We start from the raw sequence: 21,606 nt of genomic DNA on the forward strand, positions 1-21,606 counted from the left end.
ATCCAGGCAAGGCCCCGTTCCGGCGGGGCCTTTGCTTTTGGCCGGGCGCGGATTACCTATGCGGCGCAAGGCGAAGGGGCACCCGATGATCTATGGCAGCGGCGGCGAATGGTTGGGATCGGGCGCAAAGCGCATCGTCCTGTTCGGCATGTCGGGCCTGGGCAAGACATACCTGGCCAACATGCTGCGCGAGGCGGGCGACTGGTTCCACTACTCAGTCGATTACCGCATCGGCACCCGCTACATGGGCGAATTCATCGCCGACAACTTCAAGCGCGAGGCGATGAAGGTTCCCTTCCTGCGCGACCTGCTGCTGTCCGACAGCGTCTATATCGCCAGCAACATCACCTTCGACAACCTGGCGCCGCTGTCGACCTATCTGGGCAAGCCCGGCAGCCCGTCGCGAGGCGGCCTGCCCTTCGACGAATACTGCCTGCGCCAGAACCAGCACCGCCGGGCCGAGATCGCGGCCCTGCTGGACACGCGCCACTTCATGGACCGCGCCCGCGACATCTATGCCATCCCGCATTTCGTCTGCGATTCGGGCGGCTCGATCTGCGAGGTGGTGGATCCCGACGATCCCGCCGATCCGGTGCTGTCGGCACTGGAACGCGATCTGCTGATGGTCTGGATCAAGGGGTCCGACGCCCATACCGCCGAACTGGTCCGCCGCTTCGACAAGGCGCCCAAGCCCATGTATTACCAGCCGGAATTCCTGGAAAAGGCCTGGGTCGCCTATCGCGTCGAAAAGGGGCTGGAGGCGGCGCAGGTCAATCCCGACGACTTCATCCGCTGGACTTACGCGCGCGCCCTGGCCCACCGCCAGCCGCGCTATCAGGCGATGGCGCGGCGCGGCGTCACCGTCCTGGCCGAGGAGGTGGCCGAGGTCCGCAGTCCTGCGGATTTCGACGCCCTGATCGCCCGCGCCATCGACCGCAAGGAATAAGACAATGCCCATCACCCTGAACGAGAACCTGCCCGCCTATCGCATCCTGTCGGACGAAGGCGTGATGGTGATGTCTCCGGGCCGGGCCGCGACCCAGGACATCCGGCCGCTTCGCATCGGGCTGCTGAACCTGATGCCCAAGAAGATCCAGACCGAAAACCAGTTCGCCCGGCTGATCGGCGCGACCCCCTTGCAGATCGACTTTCAGCTGATCCGCATGTCCGACCACGAAAGCCGCAACACCGCCGCCGACCACATGGCGAGCTTCTATCGCCCCTTCCGCGATGTCGAGGCCACCGGAGAGAAGTTCGACGGCCTCATCATCACCGGCGCCCCGGTCGAGCAACTGCCCTTCGAGGATGTGACCTATTGGCCGGAACTGACCCGCGTCTTCGACTGGACGCAAAGCCATGTCCATTCGACCTTCGGCGTCTGCTGGGGCGGCATGGCGATGGCCTGGCATTTCCACCGCCTGGACAAGCACCTGCTGGACCACAAGGCCTTCGGCTGCTTCCGCCACCACAACCAGGCCCCCGCCAGCCCTTATCTGCGCGGCTTTTCCGACGACGTGCTGGTCCCCGTCAGCCGCTGGACCGAGGTGCGCCAGCCCGATGTTGACGCCCGCCCGGCCCTGCGCACGCTGCTGGCCAGCGACCAGTGCGGCCCCTGCCTGCTGGAGGATCCGGGCCATCGCGCGCTGTATGTCTTCAACCACTTCGAATACGACAGCACGACCTTGAAAGAGGAATACGACCGCGACGTGGCCTCGGGCAGGCCGATCAACGTGCCGTCGAACTATTATCCCGACGACGATCCCACGCGCACGCCGTCGAACCGCTGGCGCAGCCATGCCCATCTGCTTTACGGTAACTGGATCAACGAGATCTATCAGACGACGGAATACGACCTGAACCGCATCGGAAAGGGATAGGATATGCCCGACGCGCCTCTTCTGCCCCTGGTGGGCAAGATCACCCAGGCGCTGAAGGACGCGCCCAAGGACATCAGGAAGGTTCTGGACGGCGCGGGCAAGGACGACATCCTGGACCCCACCTATCCCTATCGCGCAGGGCTGGACCGCAAGACCTACGAGGCGCGGATGGGCCAGTTGCAACTGCAACTGGTACGGATGATGCATGACGTGGTGGCGACCGGCAAGCGGCTGGTCGTGCTGTTCGAGGGGCGCGACGCAGCTGGCAAGGGCGGCACCATCGAACGCACCCGCGAGAACCTGAACCCTCGGTCGGCCTATATCGTCGCCCTGCCCACCCCTACGGAACGCGAGGCCGGGCAATGGTATTTCCAGCGTTACGTCGACTGGCTGCCCGCCGCCGGGGAAATCGCGCTTTTCGACCGAAGCTGGTACAACCGCGGCATCGTCGAACGCGTCTTCGGCTTTTCCACCGAACAGCAGCGCAACGCGTTCTTCCGGCAGTTGCCGGGCTTCGAACGGACCCTGGTCGATGACGGAATCGTCCTGGTCAAGCTGTGGCTGAACGTGGGCCGCGCCGAACAGCTGCGCCGCTTCCTGGACCGCGAGGCCGATCCCCTGAAGCAATGGAAGATGTCGCGCATCGATGTCGAGGGTCTGGCGAAATGGGACGACTATACCCAGGCGATCCACGACACGCTGAACCTGTCGCATTCGCCCATCGCGCCCTGGACGGTGATCCGGTCCGACGACAAGCGGCGCGCGCGGATCGCCGCCATCCAGACGATCCTGAACGCGGTCGATTTCGCGGGCAAGGACGCCGCCGCCATCGGCACACCCGACCCGGCCGTCACCGGCGGGCCGGACCTGCTGGATCGATAAGGGGCACGCGATGGACCTGAAGAACAGCCGCGCCATCGTCACAGGGGGCGCCTCGGGCCTGGGGGCCGCCACCGCCGACTGGTTTCGGGCGCAGGGGGCCAGGGTGGTGATCCTGGACCGCGAGGCGGGCGACCGACCCGACCATGTGCAGGCCGACGTGACCTCGGCCGACAGCGCGGCGGCGGCCATCGCGCGGGCCGTCGAGCTGATGGGCGGCATCGATATCTGCGTGAACTGCGCGGGCATCGTGATCGGCGAAAAGACCGTGGGCCGGAACGGGCCGCACGACCTGGACGCCTTTCGTCGCGTGGTCGAGGTGAACCTGATCGGCAGCTTCAACACGCTGCGGCTGGCGGCGGCCGAGATGGCCAGGAACGGTCGGACCGAAAACGGCGTGATCGTCAACACCGCGTCCGTTGCGGCCTTTGACGGGCAGAAGGGACAGGCGGCCTATGCCGCGTCCAAGGCCGGGACCGCGGGCATGACCCTGCCCCTGGCGCGCGACCTGGCGGGTCTGGGCATCCGCGTCTGCGCCATCGCGCCCGGCATCTTCGCCACGCCCATGCTGCGCGGGCTGCCCCAGGACGTGCAGGACGGGCTGGCCAGCGAAGTCACCTTCCCGCCCCGCCTGGGCGATCCGCAGGAATTCGCCCGCATGGCCGGCCATATCGTCGAAAACGCCTATCTGAACGGCGAGGTGATCCGCCTGGACGGCGCGTTGCGGATGCGGTGATCAACGGCCCGTCAGCGCCGCGCGATGCCCTTGCGCCAGGGTTTGGCCGCCGCTAGCGTTCGGGTCGAACCGCCCAACAGGAAGGCCCGATTTCATGCGCTTGCTGACCACCACCGCCATCGCCACCCTGATCGCCCTGCCCGCCTTTGCGGCGGACAAGGAACTGACAGTCTTCGACTGGGCAGGGTTCGAGGAACCGTCGATCTTCCAGGCCTATATCGACAAGCACGGCGACAGCCCGACCTATGCCTTTTACGGCGACGACGACGAGGCGTTCCAGAAGGTCGCCTCGGGCTTCAAGGCCGACGTGGCCCATCCGTGCAGCCAGATGGTCAGCAAATACCGCGACGCGGGCCTGATCGAGCCTTGGGACACCGCGAAAATTCCGAATTTCGACAAGATCGACCCGCGCTTCCTGGATTCGCCGGTCTTCAAGGATGACGGCGGCGTCTGGTTCATCCCGACCGACTGGGGCGCGGCGGCCATCGCCTATAACACCGAAACCGTCCCGGCCGAGGATGTGGCGACGCTTCAGGTCTTTACCAATCCGAAATACCAGGGCCGCACCTCGCTGCCGGATTCGTCGGACGACGTGTGGGCGCTGGCCTATCTGGCGACCGGCACGACCGACTGGACCGACGTGACCGACGAACAGTTCCAGGCCGCCGCCGATTGGCTGCGCCAGGCGCACCAGAACGTCGCCGCCTATTGGGCCGATCCCTCGGAACAGGCGCAGCTGATGGCGTCGGGCGCGGTGGATGTCACCTGGTCCTGGAACGATGTCCTGTCGCTGTTGCAGGCCGAGGGCTATCCGGTCGGCTTCCAGCGCGAGGCGACCGAGGGGTCGTCGACCTTCTTCTGCGGCTACGTGAACCTGAAGGGCGGGCCGGGCAGCGAAGACAAGGCCTATGACTTCATCAACGCCTGGCTGGAACCGTCAGCGGCCAAGGGGCTGCTGGACACGATCGGCTATGGCCATACCTCGACCGAGGCGATGGCGACCATTGCCGATGAACCCGCCGTCGCCATGGGCCTGGCCCAGATCGACGCCCCGGTCCTGGCGCAGACGCCCAACGATCCGGCGCAGCGCGAGAAGCAGTTGGCCGAGTTCGAGAAGATCAAGGCCGGGTTCTGAGTGGCGAAGGCCGGGGGACTTCACGTCCCCCGGACCCCCTGTGGGATATTTAAGCAAAAGTGAAAGGGCGAGGCTTACGCAGCCTCGTCCTTTTTTCGGGGCGTGTAGTTCAGGATCGGCGCCAGCCAGCGTTCGACCTCGGCCAGATCCATGCCCTTGCGCGCGGCATAGTCGCGGGCCTGGTCCTCCTCGATCTTCGCCACGCCGAAATAGTAGCTGTCGGGATGACCGATATAGAGGCCGGACACGGAGGATCCCGGCCACATCGCCATGCTTTCGGTCAGCCGCACGCCGGTCGCGCTTTCCGCGTCCAGCAGCCGGAACAGGGTCAGCTTTTCGGTATGATCCGGCTGGGCGGGATAGCCGGGCGCGGGACGGATGCCCTTGTAGGGTTCCGCGACCAGTTCCTGCGGGGTGAAGGTTTCGCCGGAAGCATAGCCCCAGAGATCCTTGCGGACCCGTTCGTGCAGCATCTCGGCCATGGCCTCGGCGATGCGGTCGGCAAGCGCTTTGACCATGATCGCGGCGTAATCGTCATTCGCGCGTTCATAGCGCGCGGCGATCTCGGATTCCTCCGGTCCCGCCGTCACCACGAAGCCGCCGACGTAATCAGGGCATCCCTCGGGGGCCACGAAATCGGACAGCGCCACGTTGGGGCGGTCGCCGCGCTTGGTCACCTGCTGGCGCAGGGTGTGCAGCGTCGCAAGGGGTGTCGTGCGCCCGTCATCCGTGAACAGGCGGATATCGTCGCCGACCGTGTTCGCGGGCCAGAAACCCACCACGGCGCGGGGCTTGAACCAGCCCCCCTCGACGATCCGGGCCAGCATCTCTTGCGCGTCGCGGAACAGGTTGCGCGCGGCCTCGCCCTGCTTTTCGTCGTCGAGGATCCGGGGATAGACGCCCTTCAGCTCCCATGTCTGGAAGAACGGCGTCCAGTCGATATAGCGCGCGATGTCCGCCAAGTCCCAATCGTCGATGATACGGGGGCCCAGGAATTGCGGCCTGGTCGCCTGATAGCCGGACCAGTCCACCTTCAACGCATTGGCCCGCGCAGCGGCCAGTGGCAGGCGCTGCTTGGCGGCCTCTGCGCGTTCGTGGCGCTCGGCCACGTCCAGATATTCGGCGCGAATGTTGTCGACATAGGCCGCCTGCTGCGAGGGCGACAGCAACGACGACACCACCCCCACCGCCCGGCTGGCATCGGTGACATAAACCGCGGCGCCCTTGTGATAGCGCGGCGCGATCTTGACCGCCGTGTGGATCTTCGAAGTCGTGGCCCCGCCGATCAGCAGAGGCACCTGAAAGCCCTCGCGCTCCATCTCGGAGGCGACATGCACCATCTCGTCCAGGGACGGGGTGATCAGGCCGGACAGGCCGATCACGTCCACCTGCTGTTCGCGCGCGACTTCCAGGATCTTCTGCGCGGGAACCATCACGCCCAGGTCGATGACCTCGTAATTGTTGCAGGCCAGCACGACGCCGACGATGTTCTTGCCGATGTCGTGGACATCGCCCTTGACCGTCGCCATCAGGATCTTGCCCGCCGCCTGCCGGTCGCTGCCCCCGTTGGCGGCCTTCTCGGCCTCCATATAAGGCAGCAGAACGGCCACCGCCTGCTTCATCACGCGGGCGGATTTCACCACCTGCGGCAGGAACATCTTGCCCGCGCCGAACAGGTCGCCCACCACGTTCATCCCCGCCATCAGCGGGCCTTCGATGACATGCAGCGGGCGTTCGGCGGCAAGCCGGGCTTCTTCGGTATCGGCCTCGATATATTCGGTGATGCCGTTGACCAGGGCATGTTCCAGCCGCTTCTCGACCGGCCATTCTCGCCAGGACAGATCCTTTTCGCGCTTTTGCCCAGCCCCGTCGCCCTTGAAGCGCTCGGCGATCTCCAGCAGGCGTTCGGTCGCGTCCGGGCGGCGGTTGAGCACCACGTCCTCGCAAGCCTCGCGCAGATCGGGGGCGATCTGGTCATAGACGGCAAGCTGCCCTGCGTTGACGATGCCCATGTCCATCCCCGCCTGGATGGCGTGATAGAGGAACACGGCATGCATCGCCTCGCGCACGGGTTCGTTGCCGCGAAAACTGAAGGACAGGTTCGACACCCCGCCCGAGACATGGGCATGGGGCAGGTTCTGGCGGATCCAGCGGGTGGCCTCGATGAAATCGACGCCATAGTTGTTGTGCTCCTCGATCCCCGTCGCCACGGCGAAGATGTTGGGGTCGAAGATGATGTCCTCGGGCGGGAAGCCGACTTCCTCGGTCAGGATGCGATAGGCGCGGGCGCAGATTTCGATCTTGCGGGCGCAGGTATCGGCCTGGCCCTGTTCGTCGAAGGCCATGACCACGACCGCCGCGCCATAGGCCAGGCACAGGCGCGCCTGCTGGCGGAACTGCTCCTCGCCCTCCTTCATGCTGATCGAGTTCACGACCGGCTTGCCCTGCACGCATTGCAGCCCGGCCTCGATCACCTCCCATTTCGAACTGTCGATCATCACCGGGACGCGGGCGATGTCGGGTTCGGCGGCCAGCAGGTTCAGGAACTCGACCATCGCGGCGCGCGAGTCGATCAGCCCCTCGTCCATGTTGATGTCGATGATCTGGGCGCCGTTCTCCACCTGGTCGCGCGCGACCTCCAGCGCCGCCGCATAGTCGCGGTTGGTGATCAGCTTGCGGAAACGGGCGGAGCCGGTGACGTTGGTGCGTTCGCCGATATTCACGAAGGGAATGTCGGGGGTCAGAACGAAGGGTTCCAGGCCCGACAGGCGCAACTGGCGTTCAAGCATATTCGGGAACCTTCCGGGGGCTGTATGGGGCCACGGCCTCGGCAATGGCGCGGATATGGTCGGGCGTGGTGCCGCAGCAGCCGCCGACGACGTTCACCAGCCCCTCTCGCGCGAAATCGGCAACCTGCACGGCGGTATCATCGGGGCCTTCGTCATATTGCCCGAAGGCATTGGGCAGGCCCGCGTTCGGATAGGCGCAGATATGGGTGTCGGCCACCGCCGACAGTTCCGCGAGATGCGGGCGCATGGCCGATGCGCCAAGCGCGCAGTTCAGCCCCACCGACCAGGGCCGGGCATGACGCACCGAATGCCAGAAGGCGGTCGGCGTCTGGCCCGACAGCGTGCGCCCCGAGGCGTCCGTGATGGTGCCCGAGATCATCAGCGGCAGCGCCCGGCCATGCGCCTCCATCGCCTGGATGCAGGCGAAGATCGCGGCCTTGGCGTTCAGCGTGTCGAAGATCGTCTCGATCAGCAGGATATCGGCGCCGCCCTCGATCAGCGCCCGCGCCTGTTCGTGATAGGCGCTGCGCAGATCTTCGAAGGTGACGGCGCGATAGCCGGGATTGTTCACGTCCGGGCTGATCGAGGCGGTCCGGTTCGTCGGCCCGATCGCGCCCGCGACGAAACGCGGCCTGCCGTCCTGGGCGGTGGCGCGGTCCAGGGCGCGGCGGACGATGCGCGCGCCTTCGACATTCAGGTCGCGCACCGCCGCCTGCATCCCGTAATCGGCCTGGGCGATGGTGGTGGCGGAAAAGGTGTTGGTTTCCACGATGTCCGCGCCCGCCATCGCATAGCGGTAATGGATCTCCTCGACCGCCTCGGGCTGGGTCAGGATCAGCAGGTCGTTGTTGCCCTGCTGGGGATGGTCCGAGTGATGGCGGCAGGCATGGCCCGACCCGTGGCCGGTATAATCGTCCTCGCCCAGCCGAAGCTGCTGGATCTGCGTGCCCATCGCCCCGTCCAGGATCAGGATCCGCTCGGCGGCCAGCCGGTTCAGCGCCTCGAAGGCGGGGGACGGGGTCAGTCTGCCGGTCATCATGTCATCCTTGCCAGAAGGCGCAGATATAGCGCGCCCCGCCCGCAACGACAAATTCATAATCCTACAGAAGATTATGAACGCCAGGCATGTCGTTTGCCTTGGTCCAAATATCCTCTGGGCTTCCGAGCGCCCGGAAAAAGGTCCGGTGGACCTTTTTCAGCGAGGAAGGGGCCGGCAGGCCCGAGGGGGGCGAAGCGCCACCGGCTTGCGGATCAGTCCGCGCTGCTGCGGGCATAGACATCCTCGTATCGGATGATGTCGTCCTCGCCCAGATAGCTGCCGGTCTGCACCTCGATGAGGACCATCGGCACCTTGCCGGGGTTCTCCATCCGGTGGACGGCGCCCAGGGGCACATAGATCGACTGGTTTTCCGTGACCAGCGTCACCTTGTCGTCCACTGTGACCTTGGCCGTTCCCGACACCACGATCCAGTGTTCGGACCGATGCACATGGCTTTGCAGCGACAAGGCCGCGCCGGGCTTCACGACGATGCGCTTGACCTGGAATCGGTCGGCCAGGGCCAGCGTCTCGAACCAGCCCCAGGGGCGGTGGTCGCGCGGAAAGGCCGTTGCCTGCTTGCGGCCCTTGGCCTTCAGCGCGCTGACGGCATGGCGCACGTCCTGGGCGCGGGATTTGTCGGCCACCAGCACCGCGTCGGCGGTGGCGACCACCATCACGTCGGTCAGCCCGATGCCCACCACCTCCAGATCCTCGCTGTCCGACCGCAGCAGCACGTCATGGCAGTCGATGGCGGTGGAATGGGCGTCCGTCACCACCCCGTTGTCCGAAGGCGCCTCCAGCAGCGCCTCGCGCCACACGGCGTCCCAGCCGCCCAGATCCGACCAGCGTTCCGAGAAGCGCACAACGGTCAGGTTGTCGGCCTTTTCCATCACCGCATAGTCGACGGACTGGTCCGGCAGGCTGTCCCACGGACCCTTGGCCAGCCGCAGAAAGCCGATGTCGTCCTTGGCCTCGTCCAGGGCGGCCAGGACGGGGGACAGGTATTCGGGGGCATGGGCGCGGAACGCATCGATCATCACCCCGGCCTTGAACACGAAAATGCCCGCGTTCCACAGGAAATTTCCCTGCGCCAGCATCTGCGCCGCCGTCGCCGTGTCGGGCTTTTCCACGAAGCGCGCCAGCGGCTGCGGGCCGTCGCCCTGCCCAGCCAGTTCCAGATAGCCGTATCCGGTTTCGGGCCGATCCGGGGTGATGCCGAAGGTGACGATCCGGCCTTCGGCGGCCGGTTCGACGCCCTGACGGACGGCGCGGGCAAAGGCGGCGGCATCCGGGATGACGTGATCGGACGGCGCGACCAGTAGCAGCCCCTCGGGGTCTTTCGAGGCGACCATCAGCGCCGCCACCAGGATCGCAGGCGCCGTGTTGCGCCCCGAAGGCTCGATCACGATGGCGCCGGGCTGGATGCCCGCCTGGTCCAGCTGCTCGGCCACGATGAAGCGGAAATCGGCATTCGTCATCACCACCGGATCGGCGAAATCCGGTCCCGCCAGCCGCAGCGCCGAGGCCTGGAACAGCGTCCGGTCCCCCACCAGAGGCGCGAATTGCTTGGGAAAGCTTTTGCGCGACACCGGCCACAGCCGGGTGCCCGAACCGCCTGCCATCAGGACGGGGGTGATCTTGGTCATGGAAGGCTGTCCCTCGAAGGCTGATTTGCGCCAAGGGATAGCCTGCCCGCGCGCGCCGGAAAAGCCCGCGCGGCGGTCAAACCGCGGTTTTCATCGCCTGTCCCGCCACATAGGTCTGCGCGACGGACCGATCGTCGCCCATGATCTGGAGGATGAACAGTTCCTGCTCCAACGTCTCGGCCCGTTCCATCCGCAGCGCCATCGCCGGGGTTGCGCGGCTGTCCAGAACCACCAGATCGGCCATGCTGCCGGGCGCCAGGGTGCCGATCCGGTCCTCCATTCCCAAGGCAAGGGCATTGCCACGCGTGATCCAGTGGAAGGCCGACAGCGGCGTCAGCTTCTGGCCGCGCAGTTGCAGGATCTTGTAGCCCTCGTTCAGGGTTTGCAGCATCGAATAGCTGGTGCCGCCGCCGACATCGGTGGCGATGCCGCTGACCACGCCCGCCGCGCGCAGCCCGCCTTCGTCGAACAGCCCCGATCCCAGGAACAGGTTCGAGGTCGGGCAGAACACCGCCCGGCTGCCGGTTTCCGCCATGCGCGCGATCTCTCGCGGGCGCAGATGGATGGAATGGCCCAGCAGCAGCCTGTCGGACAGCAGGCCGTGGGTTTCGTAGATGTCCAGATAGTCGCGCGCCTGGGGATAGAGGCTCAGCGTGAAGTCGATTTCCTCCAGGTTTTCCGACAGATGGGTCTGGACGTGGCAATCGGGATGCTCGCGGACCAGTTGCCCCGCCATAGCCATCTGCTCCGGCGTCGAGGTGATCGCAAAGCGCGGCGTGATCGCATAACGCTGCCGTCCGGTGCCATGCCAGCGGGCGATCAGCGCCTTGCTGTCGTCATAGCCCCGCTGCGGGGTGTCCAGCACCGCGTCGGGCGCGTTGCGGTCCATCATCACCTTGCCCGCGACCATGGCCATGTTCCGCGCATGGGCGGCGGAAAACAGCGCCTCGGCCGATTCCGGGTGGACCGAACAGAAAGCGACGGCGGTGGTGGTGCCGTGACCCGTCAGCAGGTTCAGGAAGGCATCGGCCATGGCGGGGGCGTGGCCCTGCTGGTTGAAGCGCTCTTCCTCGGGGAAGGTATAGGTGTTCAGCCAGTCCAGAAGCTGGGCGCCCCAGCTGGCGATCACCTGGACCTGCGGGAAATGGATATGCGTGTCGATGAAGCCCGGCAGGATCAGGTGCGGGCGGTGGTCGATCTCGACCAGGCCCTCGCGCGCCAACGCGGTGTAATCATCAACGGCGAGGATCTTGCCGTCCTCGATCAGGATGGCGCCGTCCTGGATATAGCGGTGGTTGTCGGCGGTATCGTGGGGGTCGGCGTGGAAGTCGAGGACGCGGCCCCGGATCAGCTGTTGCATGGGTATTTTTTTCAAAGAAGAAGCTGCGGTCAGCCGCGTGATCAGTTCGGCGGCGGTGAAGGCGGCGATGACCGCCGGGCGTTTGTCATGGGTGAAGCCCGCGCCGATGGGGCAGATCAGGGGCGCGGGGTCGATGCCCTTCGCCCTGACGAAGCGGGTGAACTGGGCCCGCTTCGTGGCGCTGCCGATCATGCCGACATAGGACAGGTTGCCCCGCGACAGCGCCTCGGCCGCCAGCAGGAAATCCAGCGCATGGTCATGGGTCAGGATCACAACGGCGCTGCCGGGGCGGGCGGCGCGGATCTCGGCCTCGGGCAAGGGGGTCAACTTTGTAGAGATGCCGGGGGCGGTCTGGGCCAGTTCCTCGGGGCGGCTGTCGATCAGGGTGGCGTCGACCGGCAAAGGGTGCAGCGCGAGCGCCAAGGCGCGCCCGACATGGCCCGCGCCGAACACCAGCACGTCAGGGTGATCTTCGGGCGTCGGCCCCTGGCGATCCAGATGCAGGACCACCCGGCCGCCGCAGCATTGGCCGATCTCTGGCCCCAGGGGGATGTCCATCCCCGCCTCGGCCTCTCCGGCGGCCAGCATCTGCCGCGCGCGGTCGATGGCCATGTATTCCAGCTGGCCGCCGCCGATGGTGCCCTCGACCGATGCGGGGCCGACGAACATCTCGGCCCCGGCGTCGCGCGGGGTGGATCCGCGGGCCGATATGACCCGGACGCGGATCATTTCCGCAGCGCCTCGATCGCCATCAGCACGCGTTCAGGCGTGGCCGGGGCGTCCAGCCGGGGGTGTTCGCGGTAATCGCTGAACGAGGCCACGGCCATGTTGATCGCCTCGAACACGCTGATGCCCAGCATGAAGGGCGGCTCGCCCACGGCCTTGGACCGCTTGATGCTGCGTTCGCTGTTTTCCGACCAGTCGGCCAGACGCACGTTGAAGACGCGCGGCCGGTCCGATGCCAGCGGCACCTTGTAGGTGGACGGCGCATGGGTGCGCAGACGGCCCTTGTCGTCCCACCACAATTCCTCGGTGGTCAGCCAGCCCGCGCCCTGGACGAAAGCACCCTCGACCTGGCCCTTGTCGATGGCGGGGTTCAGGCTGCGCCCGACATCATGGATCACGTCGGTGCGGTCGATGACGTATTCGCCGGTCAGCGTGTCGACCGAAACCTCGGACACCGCCGCGCCATAGGCGTAGTAATAGAAGGGCCGGCCCCGTCCGGTCGCCCGGTCCCAGTGGATTTTGGGGGTCTTGTAGAAGCCCGCCGCCGACAGGTGGATCCGCGCCATATAGGCCGCCGCGATCACCTCGGTGAAGGGGATCTCGTGATCGCCCGCGCGGATATGGCCCGGCACGAAGCGGATTGCGTCCCTGGGCTGCTGCCAGCGTTCTGCCACGAAGTCGACCAGCCGCGCCTTGATTTGTTCCGCCGCGTCCAGCGCCGCCATGCCGTTCAGGTCGGTCCCCGAGGACGCGGCGGTGGCCGAGGTGTTGGGCACCTTTTCGGTGGTCGTCCGGGTGATCTTGATCTGGCCGATGTCGCACTGGAAGGCCTCGGCCACGACCTGGGCGACCTTGGTGTTCAGACCCTGCCCCATCTCGCAGCCGCCATGGTTGAGCGCGATGGAGCCGTCGTTATAGACATGGATCAACGCGCCCGCCTGGTTGAACCAGGTCGCGGTGAAGCTGATGCCGAACTTCACCGGGGTCAGGGCGATGCCCTTGCGGATCACGCCGCCCTTCGCGTTCCAGTCCAGCACGGCCAGACGACGGGCATGGTAATCGCTGCTCTCCTCAAGCTCCTGGAAGATGCGGGGCAGGATCTGGTCGGTGACCTCTTGGTGATAGGGGGTCAGCTGGCCGTTCTTATAAAGGTTGCGCTTGCGCACTTCCAGCGGATCGAGGCCCAGGGCATAGGCGATCTCCTCGACCATGCGTTCCGCGACGATCACCCCCTGCGGCCCGCCGAAACCCCGGAAGGCGGTGTTGCTGACGGTGTGGGTCTTCATGGGATGGCTGCTGACGCGCACATCCGGGTAGAAATAGGCGTTGTCGCAATGGAACAGCGCGCGATCCGTGACCGGGCCGGACAGATCCGCCGAAAAGCCGCAGCGGGCATACCAGTCGCCCTGCACCGCCAGGATCTTGCCGTCATCGTCGAAGCCCACCTCGTAATCCACGACGAAATCGTGGCGCTTGCCGGTGGCGGTCATGTCGTCGTCGCGGTCGGGGCGGATCTTCACCGCGCGGTTCCAGCGTTTCGCGGCGATGGCGGCGACGCAGGAAAACAGGTTCATCTGCGTTTCCTTGCCGCCGAAGCCGCCGCCCATCCGCCGCACGTTCACCACCACCGCGTTGTTCCGGCAGCCCAGAACATGAGCCACCATGTGCTGCACCTCGGACGGGTGCTGGGTCGAGACGTTGATGGTTACGTCCTCGTCCTCGCCCGGAATGGCCATGGCGATCTGGCCTTCCAGGTAGAAGTGGTCCTGCCCGCCGATATTGAAGCGGCCCTTGACGCGCCGGGGGGAGGCCGCCATGCCCGCATCGGCATCGCCGCGTTTCAGCGTCAGGGGATCGGTCACATAGCCCATGCCCGCATCGCGCGCGGCCAGGGGGTCCAGTGCGTGGGGCAGCACGTCATAGCTGATGCGCGCCTTGTGCGCCGCGCGCCGCGCCTGGTCGCGGGTTTCCGCGATCACGGCAAAGACCGGCTGGCCCCAGAACAGCACCTCGTCCTCGGCGAAGATCGGGTCGTCGTTCTTGCCGTTCGGCGAGACATCGTTGACGCCGGGAATGTCCTTGGCGGTCAGGACGCCGACCACGCCGGGCATCGCCAGAGTTTCGTTGAAATCCATGCCGGTGATGCGGCCATGGGCGCATTGCGACAGGCCCAGATAGGCGTGCAGCAGGCCGTAAGGCTCGACCAGGTCGTCGGTATAGTCGGCGCGGCCGGTGACGTGCTTGATGGCGCTGTCGTGGATGGTGTCCTGATGCGCCTGTCCGCGGATGGTGGTGTCGTCTTTCATGTCACGCTCCTACGGCCTGGGTCAGGCGGACGGGCAGGCCCGGTTCGGATTGCTCCAGCCAGAAGCGGCGGAACAGGTTGGCGGCCACGGTGCGGCGGTAATCGGCGCTGGCGCGCCAGTCGGACAGCGGCTGGAAGTCGTCGGCCACGGCACGGGCGGCGGCCTCGAAGGTCTCGCGGGCGAAGGGTTGGCCGGTCAGCGCGGCTTCGGCCCTGGTTGCGCGCTTCGGGATGCCCGCCATGCCACCGAAGGCCACGCGGGCATCCGTGATGGTGCCATTTTCAACCGTCAGGCAAAAACCGGCGGCGACGGCGGTGATGTCGCTGTCGCGGCGCTTGCTGATCTTGTAGGCGGCGATCCGGGCGTCCGGGCGGATCGGGATGACGACTTCCTCCACGAATTCGCCGGGCGCGCGGTCCTGACGCCCGTATTCGATGAAATAGTCCTGCAAGGCCACCTCGCGCCGCGCCCCGCCCTTGCGCAGCACGATCCGTGCGCCAAGCGCGATCAGCAGCGGCGGCGTGTCGCCGATGGGGGATCCGTTGGCGATGTTCGCGCCGATGGTGCCCATGTTGCGCACCTGCCAGCCGCCGATACGCAGCCAATAATCGTATGCGGCGGGGATATGCTGGCGGATCAGGGGCGCGGCCTCGCTGTAAGTCACGCCCGCGCCCAGGCGGATTTCGCCATCCTCGACGCGCTTGCCCTTCATCAGGTGGCCGATGAACACGGCGGGGGAAATGTCGCGCATGAACTTCGTGACCCACAGGCCCACGTCCGTCGCGCCCGCGATGATCGTGGCCTTCGGCTCGGCCTCCAGCACCGCCGCTAGATCGTCCACATCGGCGGGAATGATGGCGCGTTCGCTGCCCTTGGACAGTTCGACCCGTTCGCCCGTCATGTCGCGCAGCGTTGCGGCCACCGCCTCGCGTTCGACCGCCAGGGCATCCGCCGCCTGCCCGCCCGCGCGGCCTGCGGCCAGGGCGGCCTTGATGATCGGCTCATACCCCGTGCAGCGGCAGATGTTGCCCTGAAGCGCCGTTTCGATCTCGGTCACGCCCGCGTCGGGGTTCGACATCCACAACCCGTACAGCGCCATCACGATTCCGGGCGTGCAGAAGCCGCACTGGCTGCCATGGTATTCCACCATCGCCGCCTGGATCGGATGCAGCCCGCCGTCCGGCCCGCGCAGATGTTCCACCGTCACCACATGGCAGCCGTGCAGCGAGGCCAGGAACCGGATGCAGGCGTTCACCGGCTCATAGACCAGCCTGTTGTCGGCCAGCCGCCCCACCAGCACCGTGCAGGCGCCGCAATCGCCCTCGGCGCAGCCTTCCTTGGTGCCGGTCAGGCGCCGGTCGATGCGCAGGAAATCCAGCAGCGTGTCGGACGCCCCGACTGCGGTCAGTTCGACCGGGCGGCCGTTCAGCAAAAAGCGCAGCGCGGGTGTCATGGCGTTCCTTTGTGGCTGTGGACCCGTAGGAAAAGGTATGGCGAAAATAAATGTTGCGAAATCCGTGCCGACCCGGAAGACTTTACACGAATCCTTGAAAGCGGCCTATCACCCATGTCCTATCTTGAAAGCCTGCGCGTCTTCGTCCGGGTGGTCGAACTGGGGTCGATCACCGCGGGCGGCAGGGATCTGCGGCTTTCCCCGGCAGTTGCGTCGAATCGCATCAAGGATCTGGAAAACCGCTTCGGCGTCAGGCTGCTGAACCGCACCACCCGCAAGCTGACCCCGACCGAGATCGGCCGCGCCTTCTATGACAACGCCCGCCGCGTGATCGACACGCTGGACGAGGCCGAGGCGCTTGTGTCCAGTTTCTCGGGCCGTCCGCAGGGGGTGATCCGCCTGACCGCGCCGCTGGGCCTGGGGCGGCGGCTGATCGCGCCGCTGATCCCGCCCTTCTGCGCCGAAAACCCCGGCGTGGATTTCCGGCTGCGGCTGTCGGACCGCAACGTCAACATCGTGGAAGACGCCATCGACCTGGCCTTCTTCCTGGGTGAACCCACCGATTCGGCGCTGAAATGGCGCAAGATCGCCGATTGTCCGCGCGTCCTGGTGGCCTCGCCCGATTACCTGGCGCAGCGCGGCACCCCGCAGGTGCCAGAGGATCTGGCGGGCCACAACTGCCTGTTGCTGCGCTATCCGCGCAGCCCGGAATATTTCTGGGTGCTTCAGGACGAGGACGGGCCGCGCAAGATGATGGTCGGCGGGCGCTTCGACACCGACGACGGCGACGTGCTGACCGCCTGGGCGCTTGGCGGCGAAGGCATTGCCAACCGCCCGCTGTACGAGGTCGCGGCGGACCTTCAGGCCGGGCGGCTGATCGAGGTTCTGCCCCGGAACCGCCCCCTGCCCGCCCAGTTCGGCTGCCTGACCCCGCACCGGCGGTTGCAGGATCCCAAGGTCAGGATGTTCGCGGATTTCGCGGTGCGGGAACTGAAAAAGGTGTTCTGATGAAAACGGCCCCTCGCGGGGGCCATGGTTCTTTGCGGTCCGCTACAGCCCTGCCAGGCTGGCCCCACCCGCCGACCGGAACCAGCGGATAACCTGCGCCCGCTCCTGCGGTTCCATGAAGCTGACATTGGCGGGGGGCATGGCGTCGGTCAGACCCGCCTGGACATAGATTTCCAGCGCGTGTTTCGCGATGTCCTGCGGCGTTTCCAGGAACACCCCCTTGGGGGCGTGCAGGATGCCTTCGTACACGGGCTCGCGCGCGTGGCACATGGAACAGCGGCCAAGAACCACGTCACTGACGGCGCCGAAGCCCTCGGCATCGGCGAATTTCCGTTCGACCGGGGTCATGGCCCGCGCCTCGGCCTGTTCCAGGGTATCCTGGTTCAACCCGGCCGAGGACAGCCAAATCACCATGATGAACAGCACCACGGTCACCGCCCAGGTCCACCACAGCATCCCCTTGCGGGCGTGCATGGTGTTGAAGAAATGCCGGATCGTGACCCCCATCAGGAAGATCAGCGCCGCGATCAGCCAGTTGTACTGGCTGGCAAAGGCCAGCGGATAGTGGTTCGACAGCATCAGGAAGATGACCGGCAGCGTCAGATAGTTGTTGTGCGTCGACCGCAGCTTGGCGATCTTGCCGTATTTCGGATCGGGCGCCCGCCCGGCCTTCAGATCCGCCACGACGATCCGCTGGTTCGGCATGATGATGAAGAACACGTTGGCGGTCATGATCGTCGCGGTAAACGCCCCCAGATGCAGCAGCGCCGCGCGGCCCGTGAAGACCTGCGTATAGCCCCAGCCCATCACCACAAGCGCCACGAACAAAAGCAGCATCAGCACCGTCGGCGTCTCGCCCAGCTTGGACTTGCACAGCGTGTCATAGATCAGCCAGCCAAGCGCCAGCGACCCGGCCGAAATCAGGATCGCCTGCCAGGTCGCCAGATCCGCCTTGGCGGTGTCGATCAGATATAGGTTCGCCCCGGCCCAATAGGTGACCATCAGCAGCGCCGCGCCGCTGATCCAGGTCATGTAGCTTTCCCATTTGAACCAGGTCAGATGCTCGGGCATCCGTTCGGGGGCGACCAGGTATTTGTTGATGTGGTAGAAGCCGCCGCCATGGACCTGCCATTCCTCGCCATGGGCCCCCTTGGGCAGACCCGGCGCCTTGGTCAGGCCCAGGTCGAGCGCCACGAAATAGAAGGACGATCCGATCCAGGCAATGGCGGTGATGACATGGGTCCAGCGGATGGCGAAGGCCAGCCATTCCCAGATGACGATATGGTCGGGGATCAGGTGCAGCATGGCTCAGCTTCCCCGATAGGTCGAATAGCCGAAAGGCGATACCAGCAGCGGGACGTGATAGTGGTCGTCCCGCGACATGCCGAAGCGGATCGGAATCACGTCCAGGAAACGCGGGCTTTCCGGGTCCACCCCGGTCGCGTCCATCCAGGCCCCGGCGTGGAATTCCAGCTCATAGGTGCCGGTCGCGAAATCCGCCTGCGGCAGGATCTGGCTGTCGGTGCGGCCGTCGTGGTTGGTGCGCAGCCGCGCAAGCTCGGTCCGCTGCCCGCCCTCCAGACGGAACAGCACCACCTCCATCCCTTCGGCGGGCTTGCCGCGCGCCGTGTCCAGCACATGGGTGGTCAGGTATCCTGGCATCATCGCCCTCCCCTCATTATCGTGGTTTTCCTGATAACCGATCCCCTCGCGTCCGCACGAGAGGGACCATAAGCAAGGTAGTCTCAAGATTCCGTAGAAAATGCGCTTTGCCTTGGACAAATATCCTCGGGGGGGAACGCGCAAGGCGCGTGGGGGGGGCAGACAGCCCCCCTGCTACCCCGCCAGACGCGCGACGGCCTTTTCGGCGCGCGCCCGCAGATCGCGCGGGTCGGCAGTCAGCAGCCGGTGATCGTCAACCACCGCCCGGCCCGCGACATAGACCGCGCGCGGTCGCACCGGAGCGCAGAAGATCAGCGCCGCGACCGGATCCCATTGCCCGGCCAGAGGCAGGTCCGACACATCCCACAGCACCAGATCGGCCTGCATCCCCGGCTTCAACGCCCCGATGTCGGACCGCCCCAGCACCCGCGCCCCGCCCAGAGTCGCGATCTCCAGCGCCTCGCGCGCGCCCATCGCGGCGGGACCGTCGCGCAGCCGCGCGACCAGCATGGCCTGCCGCGCCTCCAGCCCCAGATGGCTGCAATCGTTGCTGGCCGATCCGTCCACGCCAAGGCCGACCGGCACCCCCGCATCCCGCATCGCCCGGACCGGGGCGATGCCGCTGGCCAGCCGGGCGTTGGAACAGGGGCAATGCGCGACCCCGGTGCCGGTGCGGGCGAACAGGTCGATTTCCGGGGCCGACAGCTTGACGCAATGGGCGTGCCACACGTCGTCGCCGGTCCAGCCCAGGCTTTCCGCGTAATCGCCCGGCAGCATCCCGAAATTGTCCAGGGAATAGCGGATGTCCTCGTCATTCTCGGCCAGGTGGGTATGCAGGCGCACGCCCTTCTCCCGCGCCAGGATCGCCGCGTCGCGCATCAACTCGCGGCTGACCGAGAAGGGCGAACAGGGCGCAAGTCCCACCTGCACCATCGCGCCCTCGCCCGCGTCGTGGAAGGCGTCCACCACGCGTTCGCTGTCGCGCAGGATCGCGGCCTCGTCCTCGACCAGCGAATCCGGCGGCAGCCCGCCCTTGCTTTCGCCGATCGACATGGCTCCGCGCGTGGCGGTGAAGCGGATGCCGATCTTTTGCGCGGCCTCGATGCTGTCGTCCAGGCGCGACCCGTTGGGGTAAAGATACAGGTGGTCCGACGAACAGGTGCAGCCCGACAGGGCCAGTTCCGCCAGGCCCACTTCGGCCGACAAGCGGATGTCGTCGGGCGTCATCCGCGCCCAGATGGGATAGAGCGTGCGCAGCCAGCCGAACAGCGCGGCGTCCTGGGCCGCGGGCACGGCGCGGGTCAGGGTCTGGAACAGGTGATGATGGGTGTTGACCAGCCCCGGCGTGACCACGCAGCCCGAGGCATCGACCACCTCGGCGCCGTCGCGCGGCAGGTTTTCACCCGCCGCGACGATCTTTCCATTCTCGACCAGGACATCGCCGCCCCGGATCTCGCGCCGGGCGTCGTCCATGGTGACGACGACCTCGGCGCCCCGGATCAGCGTTCTAGTGGTCCGCGACATGGCCCGCCTCGCGGATCGCGGCTTCGTCCACATGGGCCGCGCCGTTATAGAACCAGTTGAGGATCACCGCCGTGATCGCCGCCAGCAGGATGCCGGAATGGATCAGCGGGTGGATCGCGTGCGGCATCCACTGGTTGAAGTTCGGCGCCACCAGCGGGATCATCCCCATGCCCACCGAGATCGCGACGATGAACAGGTTGTGCCGGTTGGTCGCGAAATCGACCCGCGCCAGAATCCGCACGCCGGTCGCCGCGACCATGCCGAACATCACCAGCCCCGCGCCGCCCAGAACGGTCGTCGGCAGCGATTCCACCAAGGCGCCCATCTTCGGGATCAGCCCCAGCACGATCATGATCGCGCCCCCCGCCACGCAGACGAAGCGCGACCGGATGCCCGTCACGCCGACAAGGCCGACGTTCTGGGAAAACGACGTATAGGGGAAGGTGTTGAAGATCCCGCCGATCACGGTTCCCAGCCCATCCGCGCGCAGGCCGGCGGCCAGGGATTTCTGCTCCAGCGGCTTCTTGCAGATGTCGGACAGCGCCAGAAACATGCCCGTGGATTCGATCAGCGTGACCAGCATGACCAGCACCATCGTGGCGATCATGATCGGGTCGAAGGTCGGCATCCCGAAATGGAACGGCTTGATGACCGCGAACCATTCCGCCGCGCCCACCTTGTCGAAGCTCATCATGCCCAGCAAGGCCGCGACCACGCCGCCGACGACGATGCCCACCAGCACGGCGATGTTCGACAGAAAACCGCGCGCGAATTTCGACACCAGCAGGATCGTGCCCAGCACCAGCACCGCGATCAGGATGTTCTGCCCCGCGGCATAAAGCGGGTTCTGCACCGTCGGCGCCAGGGTCACGCTGGCGGGGACATTGCCCGCCGCGCGGGCGGTCTCCAGCCAGGCGGCGGCTTCGGGGTCGACGATCTTCGGGGCGGTCGGACCGGCTTGCAGGCCGAAGATCCAGTTGATGCCGATGGGCATCAGGCTGATGCCGATGGTCAGGATCAGCGTGCCCGTCACCACCGGCGGAAAGAACCGCAGCATCTTCGAGATGAACGGCGCGATGACGATGCCGATCACGCCCGCCGCGATGATGGCGCCGAACAGCGCCCGCGCGCCTTCATGCCCCGGCGTCGAGGTGGCGACCGCCACCATCGGCCCGACCGAGGCGAAGGTCACGCCCATCATCACCGGCAGCTTGATGCCGAACCACTGGGTCGCGCCCAGGCTCTGGATGATGGACACGATGCCGCAGACGAACAGGTCGGCGGAAATCAGGAACGCCACCTCCTCGGGCGGCAGGTTCAGCGCGCGGCCCACGATCAGCGGCACCGCGATGGCGCCCGCATACATGACCAGCACATGCTGGAACCCAAGCGTCAGCAGCTTGGGCGCGGGCAGCAGTTCATCCACCGGATGAACGCCCCCCTGATAGGTTGCATCAGACATTGCG

16 protein-coding genes and 1 pseudogene are annotated in these 21,606 nt (G+C 66.3%); 6 read left to right on the forward strand and 11 right to left on the reverse strand.

The annotated features are described in order from the left end of the window. Window positions 1-85: 85 nt before the first annotated feature. The 5 genes from PARHAE_RS10565 (at window position 86) to PARHAE_RS10585 (ending at window position 4,627) form a co-directional block, all read left to right on the forward strand. On the forward strand, window positions 86-946 hold the full coding sequence (locus PARHAE_RS10565; RefSeq protein ID WP_126154577.1) for an ATPase: 861 nt from the start codon (window positions 86-88) through the stop codon (window positions 944-946). Between the two features lie 4 nt (window positions 947-950). Then, on the forward strand, window positions 951-1,877 hold the full coding sequence (locus PARHAE_RS10570) for a homoserine O-succinyltransferase (protein ID WP_126154578.1): 927 nt from the start codon (window positions 951-953) through the stop codon (window positions 1,875-1,877). Between the two features lie 3 nt (window positions 1,878-1,880). Continuing rightward, entirely contained in the window at window positions 1,881-2,759 is an 879-nt protein-coding gene (gene ppk2, locus PARHAE_RS10575) for a polyphosphate kinase 2 (RefSeq protein ID WP_126154579.1), read from the forward strand. Window positions 2,760-2,769: 10 nt separating this feature from the next. After that, window positions 2,770-3,492: an SDR family NAD(P)-dependent oxidoreductase gene (locus tag PARHAE_RS10580; protein WP_126154580.1), complete on the forward strand. Its 723-nt coding sequence runs from the start codon at window positions 2,770-2,772 to the stop codon at window positions 3,490-3,492. Between the two features lie 94 nt (window positions 3,493-3,586). Next, window positions 3,587-4,627, forward strand: coding sequence for an ABC transporter substrate-binding protein (locus PARHAE_RS10585; protein ID WP_126154581.1), 1,041 nt, complete (start codon window positions 3,587-3,589; stop codon window positions 4,625-4,627). A 74-nt stretch (window positions 4,628-4,701) separates the two neighbouring features. Here the strand turns inward: PARHAE_RS10585 and metH are convergent, their stop codons facing one another. From metH to xdhA, 7 genes and pseudogenes are all read right to left on the reverse strand, one after another. Then, complete coding sequence (gene metH / locus PARHAE_RS10590; protein WP_126154582.1) at window positions 4,702-7,416, reverse strand: methionine synthase; 2,715 nt, start codon at window positions 7,414-7,416, stop codon at window positions 4,702-4,704. Beyond that, on the reverse strand, window positions 7,409-8,455 hold the full coding sequence (locus PARHAE_RS10595) for a homocysteine S-methyltransferase family protein (RefSeq protein WP_126154583.1): 1,047 nt from the start codon (window positions 8,453-8,455) through the stop codon (window positions 7,409-7,411). Before PARHAE_RS10595 ends, metH begins: the two co-directional genes overlap by 8 nt. A 212-nt stretch (window positions 8,456-8,667) precedes the next feature. Continuing rightward, window positions 8,668-10,101 (reverse strand): mannose-1-phosphate guanylyltransferase/mannose-6-phosphate isomerase, encoded by a 1,434-nt coding sequence (locus PARHAE_RS10600; protein ID WP_126154584.1) that lies wholly within the window; start codon window positions 10,099-10,101, stop codon window positions 8,668-8,670. A 76-nt stretch (window positions 10,102-10,177) separates the two neighbouring features. Continuing rightward, window positions 10,178-11,461: a guanine deaminase gene (guaD, locus tag PARHAE_RS21665; RefSeq protein ID WP_241232773.1), complete on the reverse strand. Its 1,284-nt coding sequence runs from the start codon at window positions 11,459-11,461 to the stop codon at window positions 10,178-10,180. Between the two features lie 51 nt (window positions 11,462-11,512). Further along, window positions 11,513-12,190 (reverse strand): annotated as a pseudogene (xdhC, locus tag PARHAE_RS21670) (xanthine dehydrogenase accessory protein XdhC); the annotation flags it as partial. Next, a complete protein-coding gene (xdhB, locus tag PARHAE_RS10610; protein ID WP_126154586.1) occupies window positions 12,187-14,493 on the reverse strand; it encodes a xanthine dehydrogenase molybdopterin binding subunit in 2,307 nt (768 codons plus the stop codon). The pseudogene xdhC and the gene xdhB, both read right to left, overlap by 4 nt. 1 nt (window position 14,494) lies before the next feature. Beyond that, a complete protein-coding gene (gene xdhA / locus PARHAE_RS10615; RefSeq protein ID WP_126154587.1) occupies window positions 14,495-15,946 on the reverse strand; it encodes a xanthine dehydrogenase small subunit in 1,452 nt (483 codons plus the stop codon). Window positions 15,947-16,060: 114 nt separating this feature from the next. Here xdhA and PARHAE_RS10620 point away from each other — a divergent pair, with 114 nt between their 5' ends. Then, window positions 16,061-16,954: a LysR family transcriptional regulator gene (locus tag PARHAE_RS10620; protein WP_126154588.1), complete on the forward strand. Its 894-nt coding sequence runs from the start codon at window positions 16,061-16,063 to the stop codon at window positions 16,952-16,954. Between the two features lie 42 nt (window positions 16,955-16,996). Here the strand turns inward: PARHAE_RS10620 and PARHAE_RS10625 are convergent, their stop codons facing one another. The 4 genes from PARHAE_RS10625 to PARHAE_RS10640 all read right to left on the reverse strand — a co-directional run bounded on the left by PARHAE_RS10625 (window position 16,997) and on the right by PARHAE_RS10640 (window position 21,602). Beyond that, entirely contained in the window at window positions 16,997-18,259 is a 1,263-nt protein-coding gene (locus tag PARHAE_RS10625) for a urate hydroxylase PuuD (protein WP_420899401.1), read from the reverse strand. Window positions 18,260-18,262: 3 nt separating this feature from the next. After that, window positions 18,263-18,616, reverse strand: a complete 354-nt coding sequence (gene uraH, locus PARHAE_RS10630; RefSeq protein WP_126154671.1) for a hydroxyisourate hydrolase — start codon at window positions 18,614-18,616, stop codon at window positions 18,263-18,265. A gap of 174 nt (window positions 18,617-18,790) precedes the next feature. Continuing rightward, on the reverse strand, window positions 18,791-20,140 hold the full coding sequence (locus PARHAE_RS10635; RefSeq protein ID WP_126154589.1) for an 8-oxoguanine deaminase: 1,350 nt from the start codon (window positions 20,138-20,140) through the stop codon (window positions 18,791-18,793). Next, window positions 20,124-21,602 carry a nucleobase:cation symporter-2 family protein gene (locus PARHAE_RS10640; RefSeq protein ID WP_126154590.1) on the reverse strand — a complete coding sequence of 493 codons (1,479 nt, stop codon included), beginning with the start codon at window positions 21,600-21,602 and terminating at the stop codon, window positions 20,124-20,126. Before PARHAE_RS10640 ends, PARHAE_RS10635 begins: the two co-directional genes overlap by 17 nt. Window positions 21,603-21,606 lie beyond the last annotated feature (4 nt).

The organism is Paracoccus haematequi, assembly GCF_900631945.1.
Lineage (GTDB): Bacteria > Pseudomonadota > Alphaproteobacteria > Rhodobacterales > Rhodobacteraceae > Paracoccus > Paracoccus haematequi_A.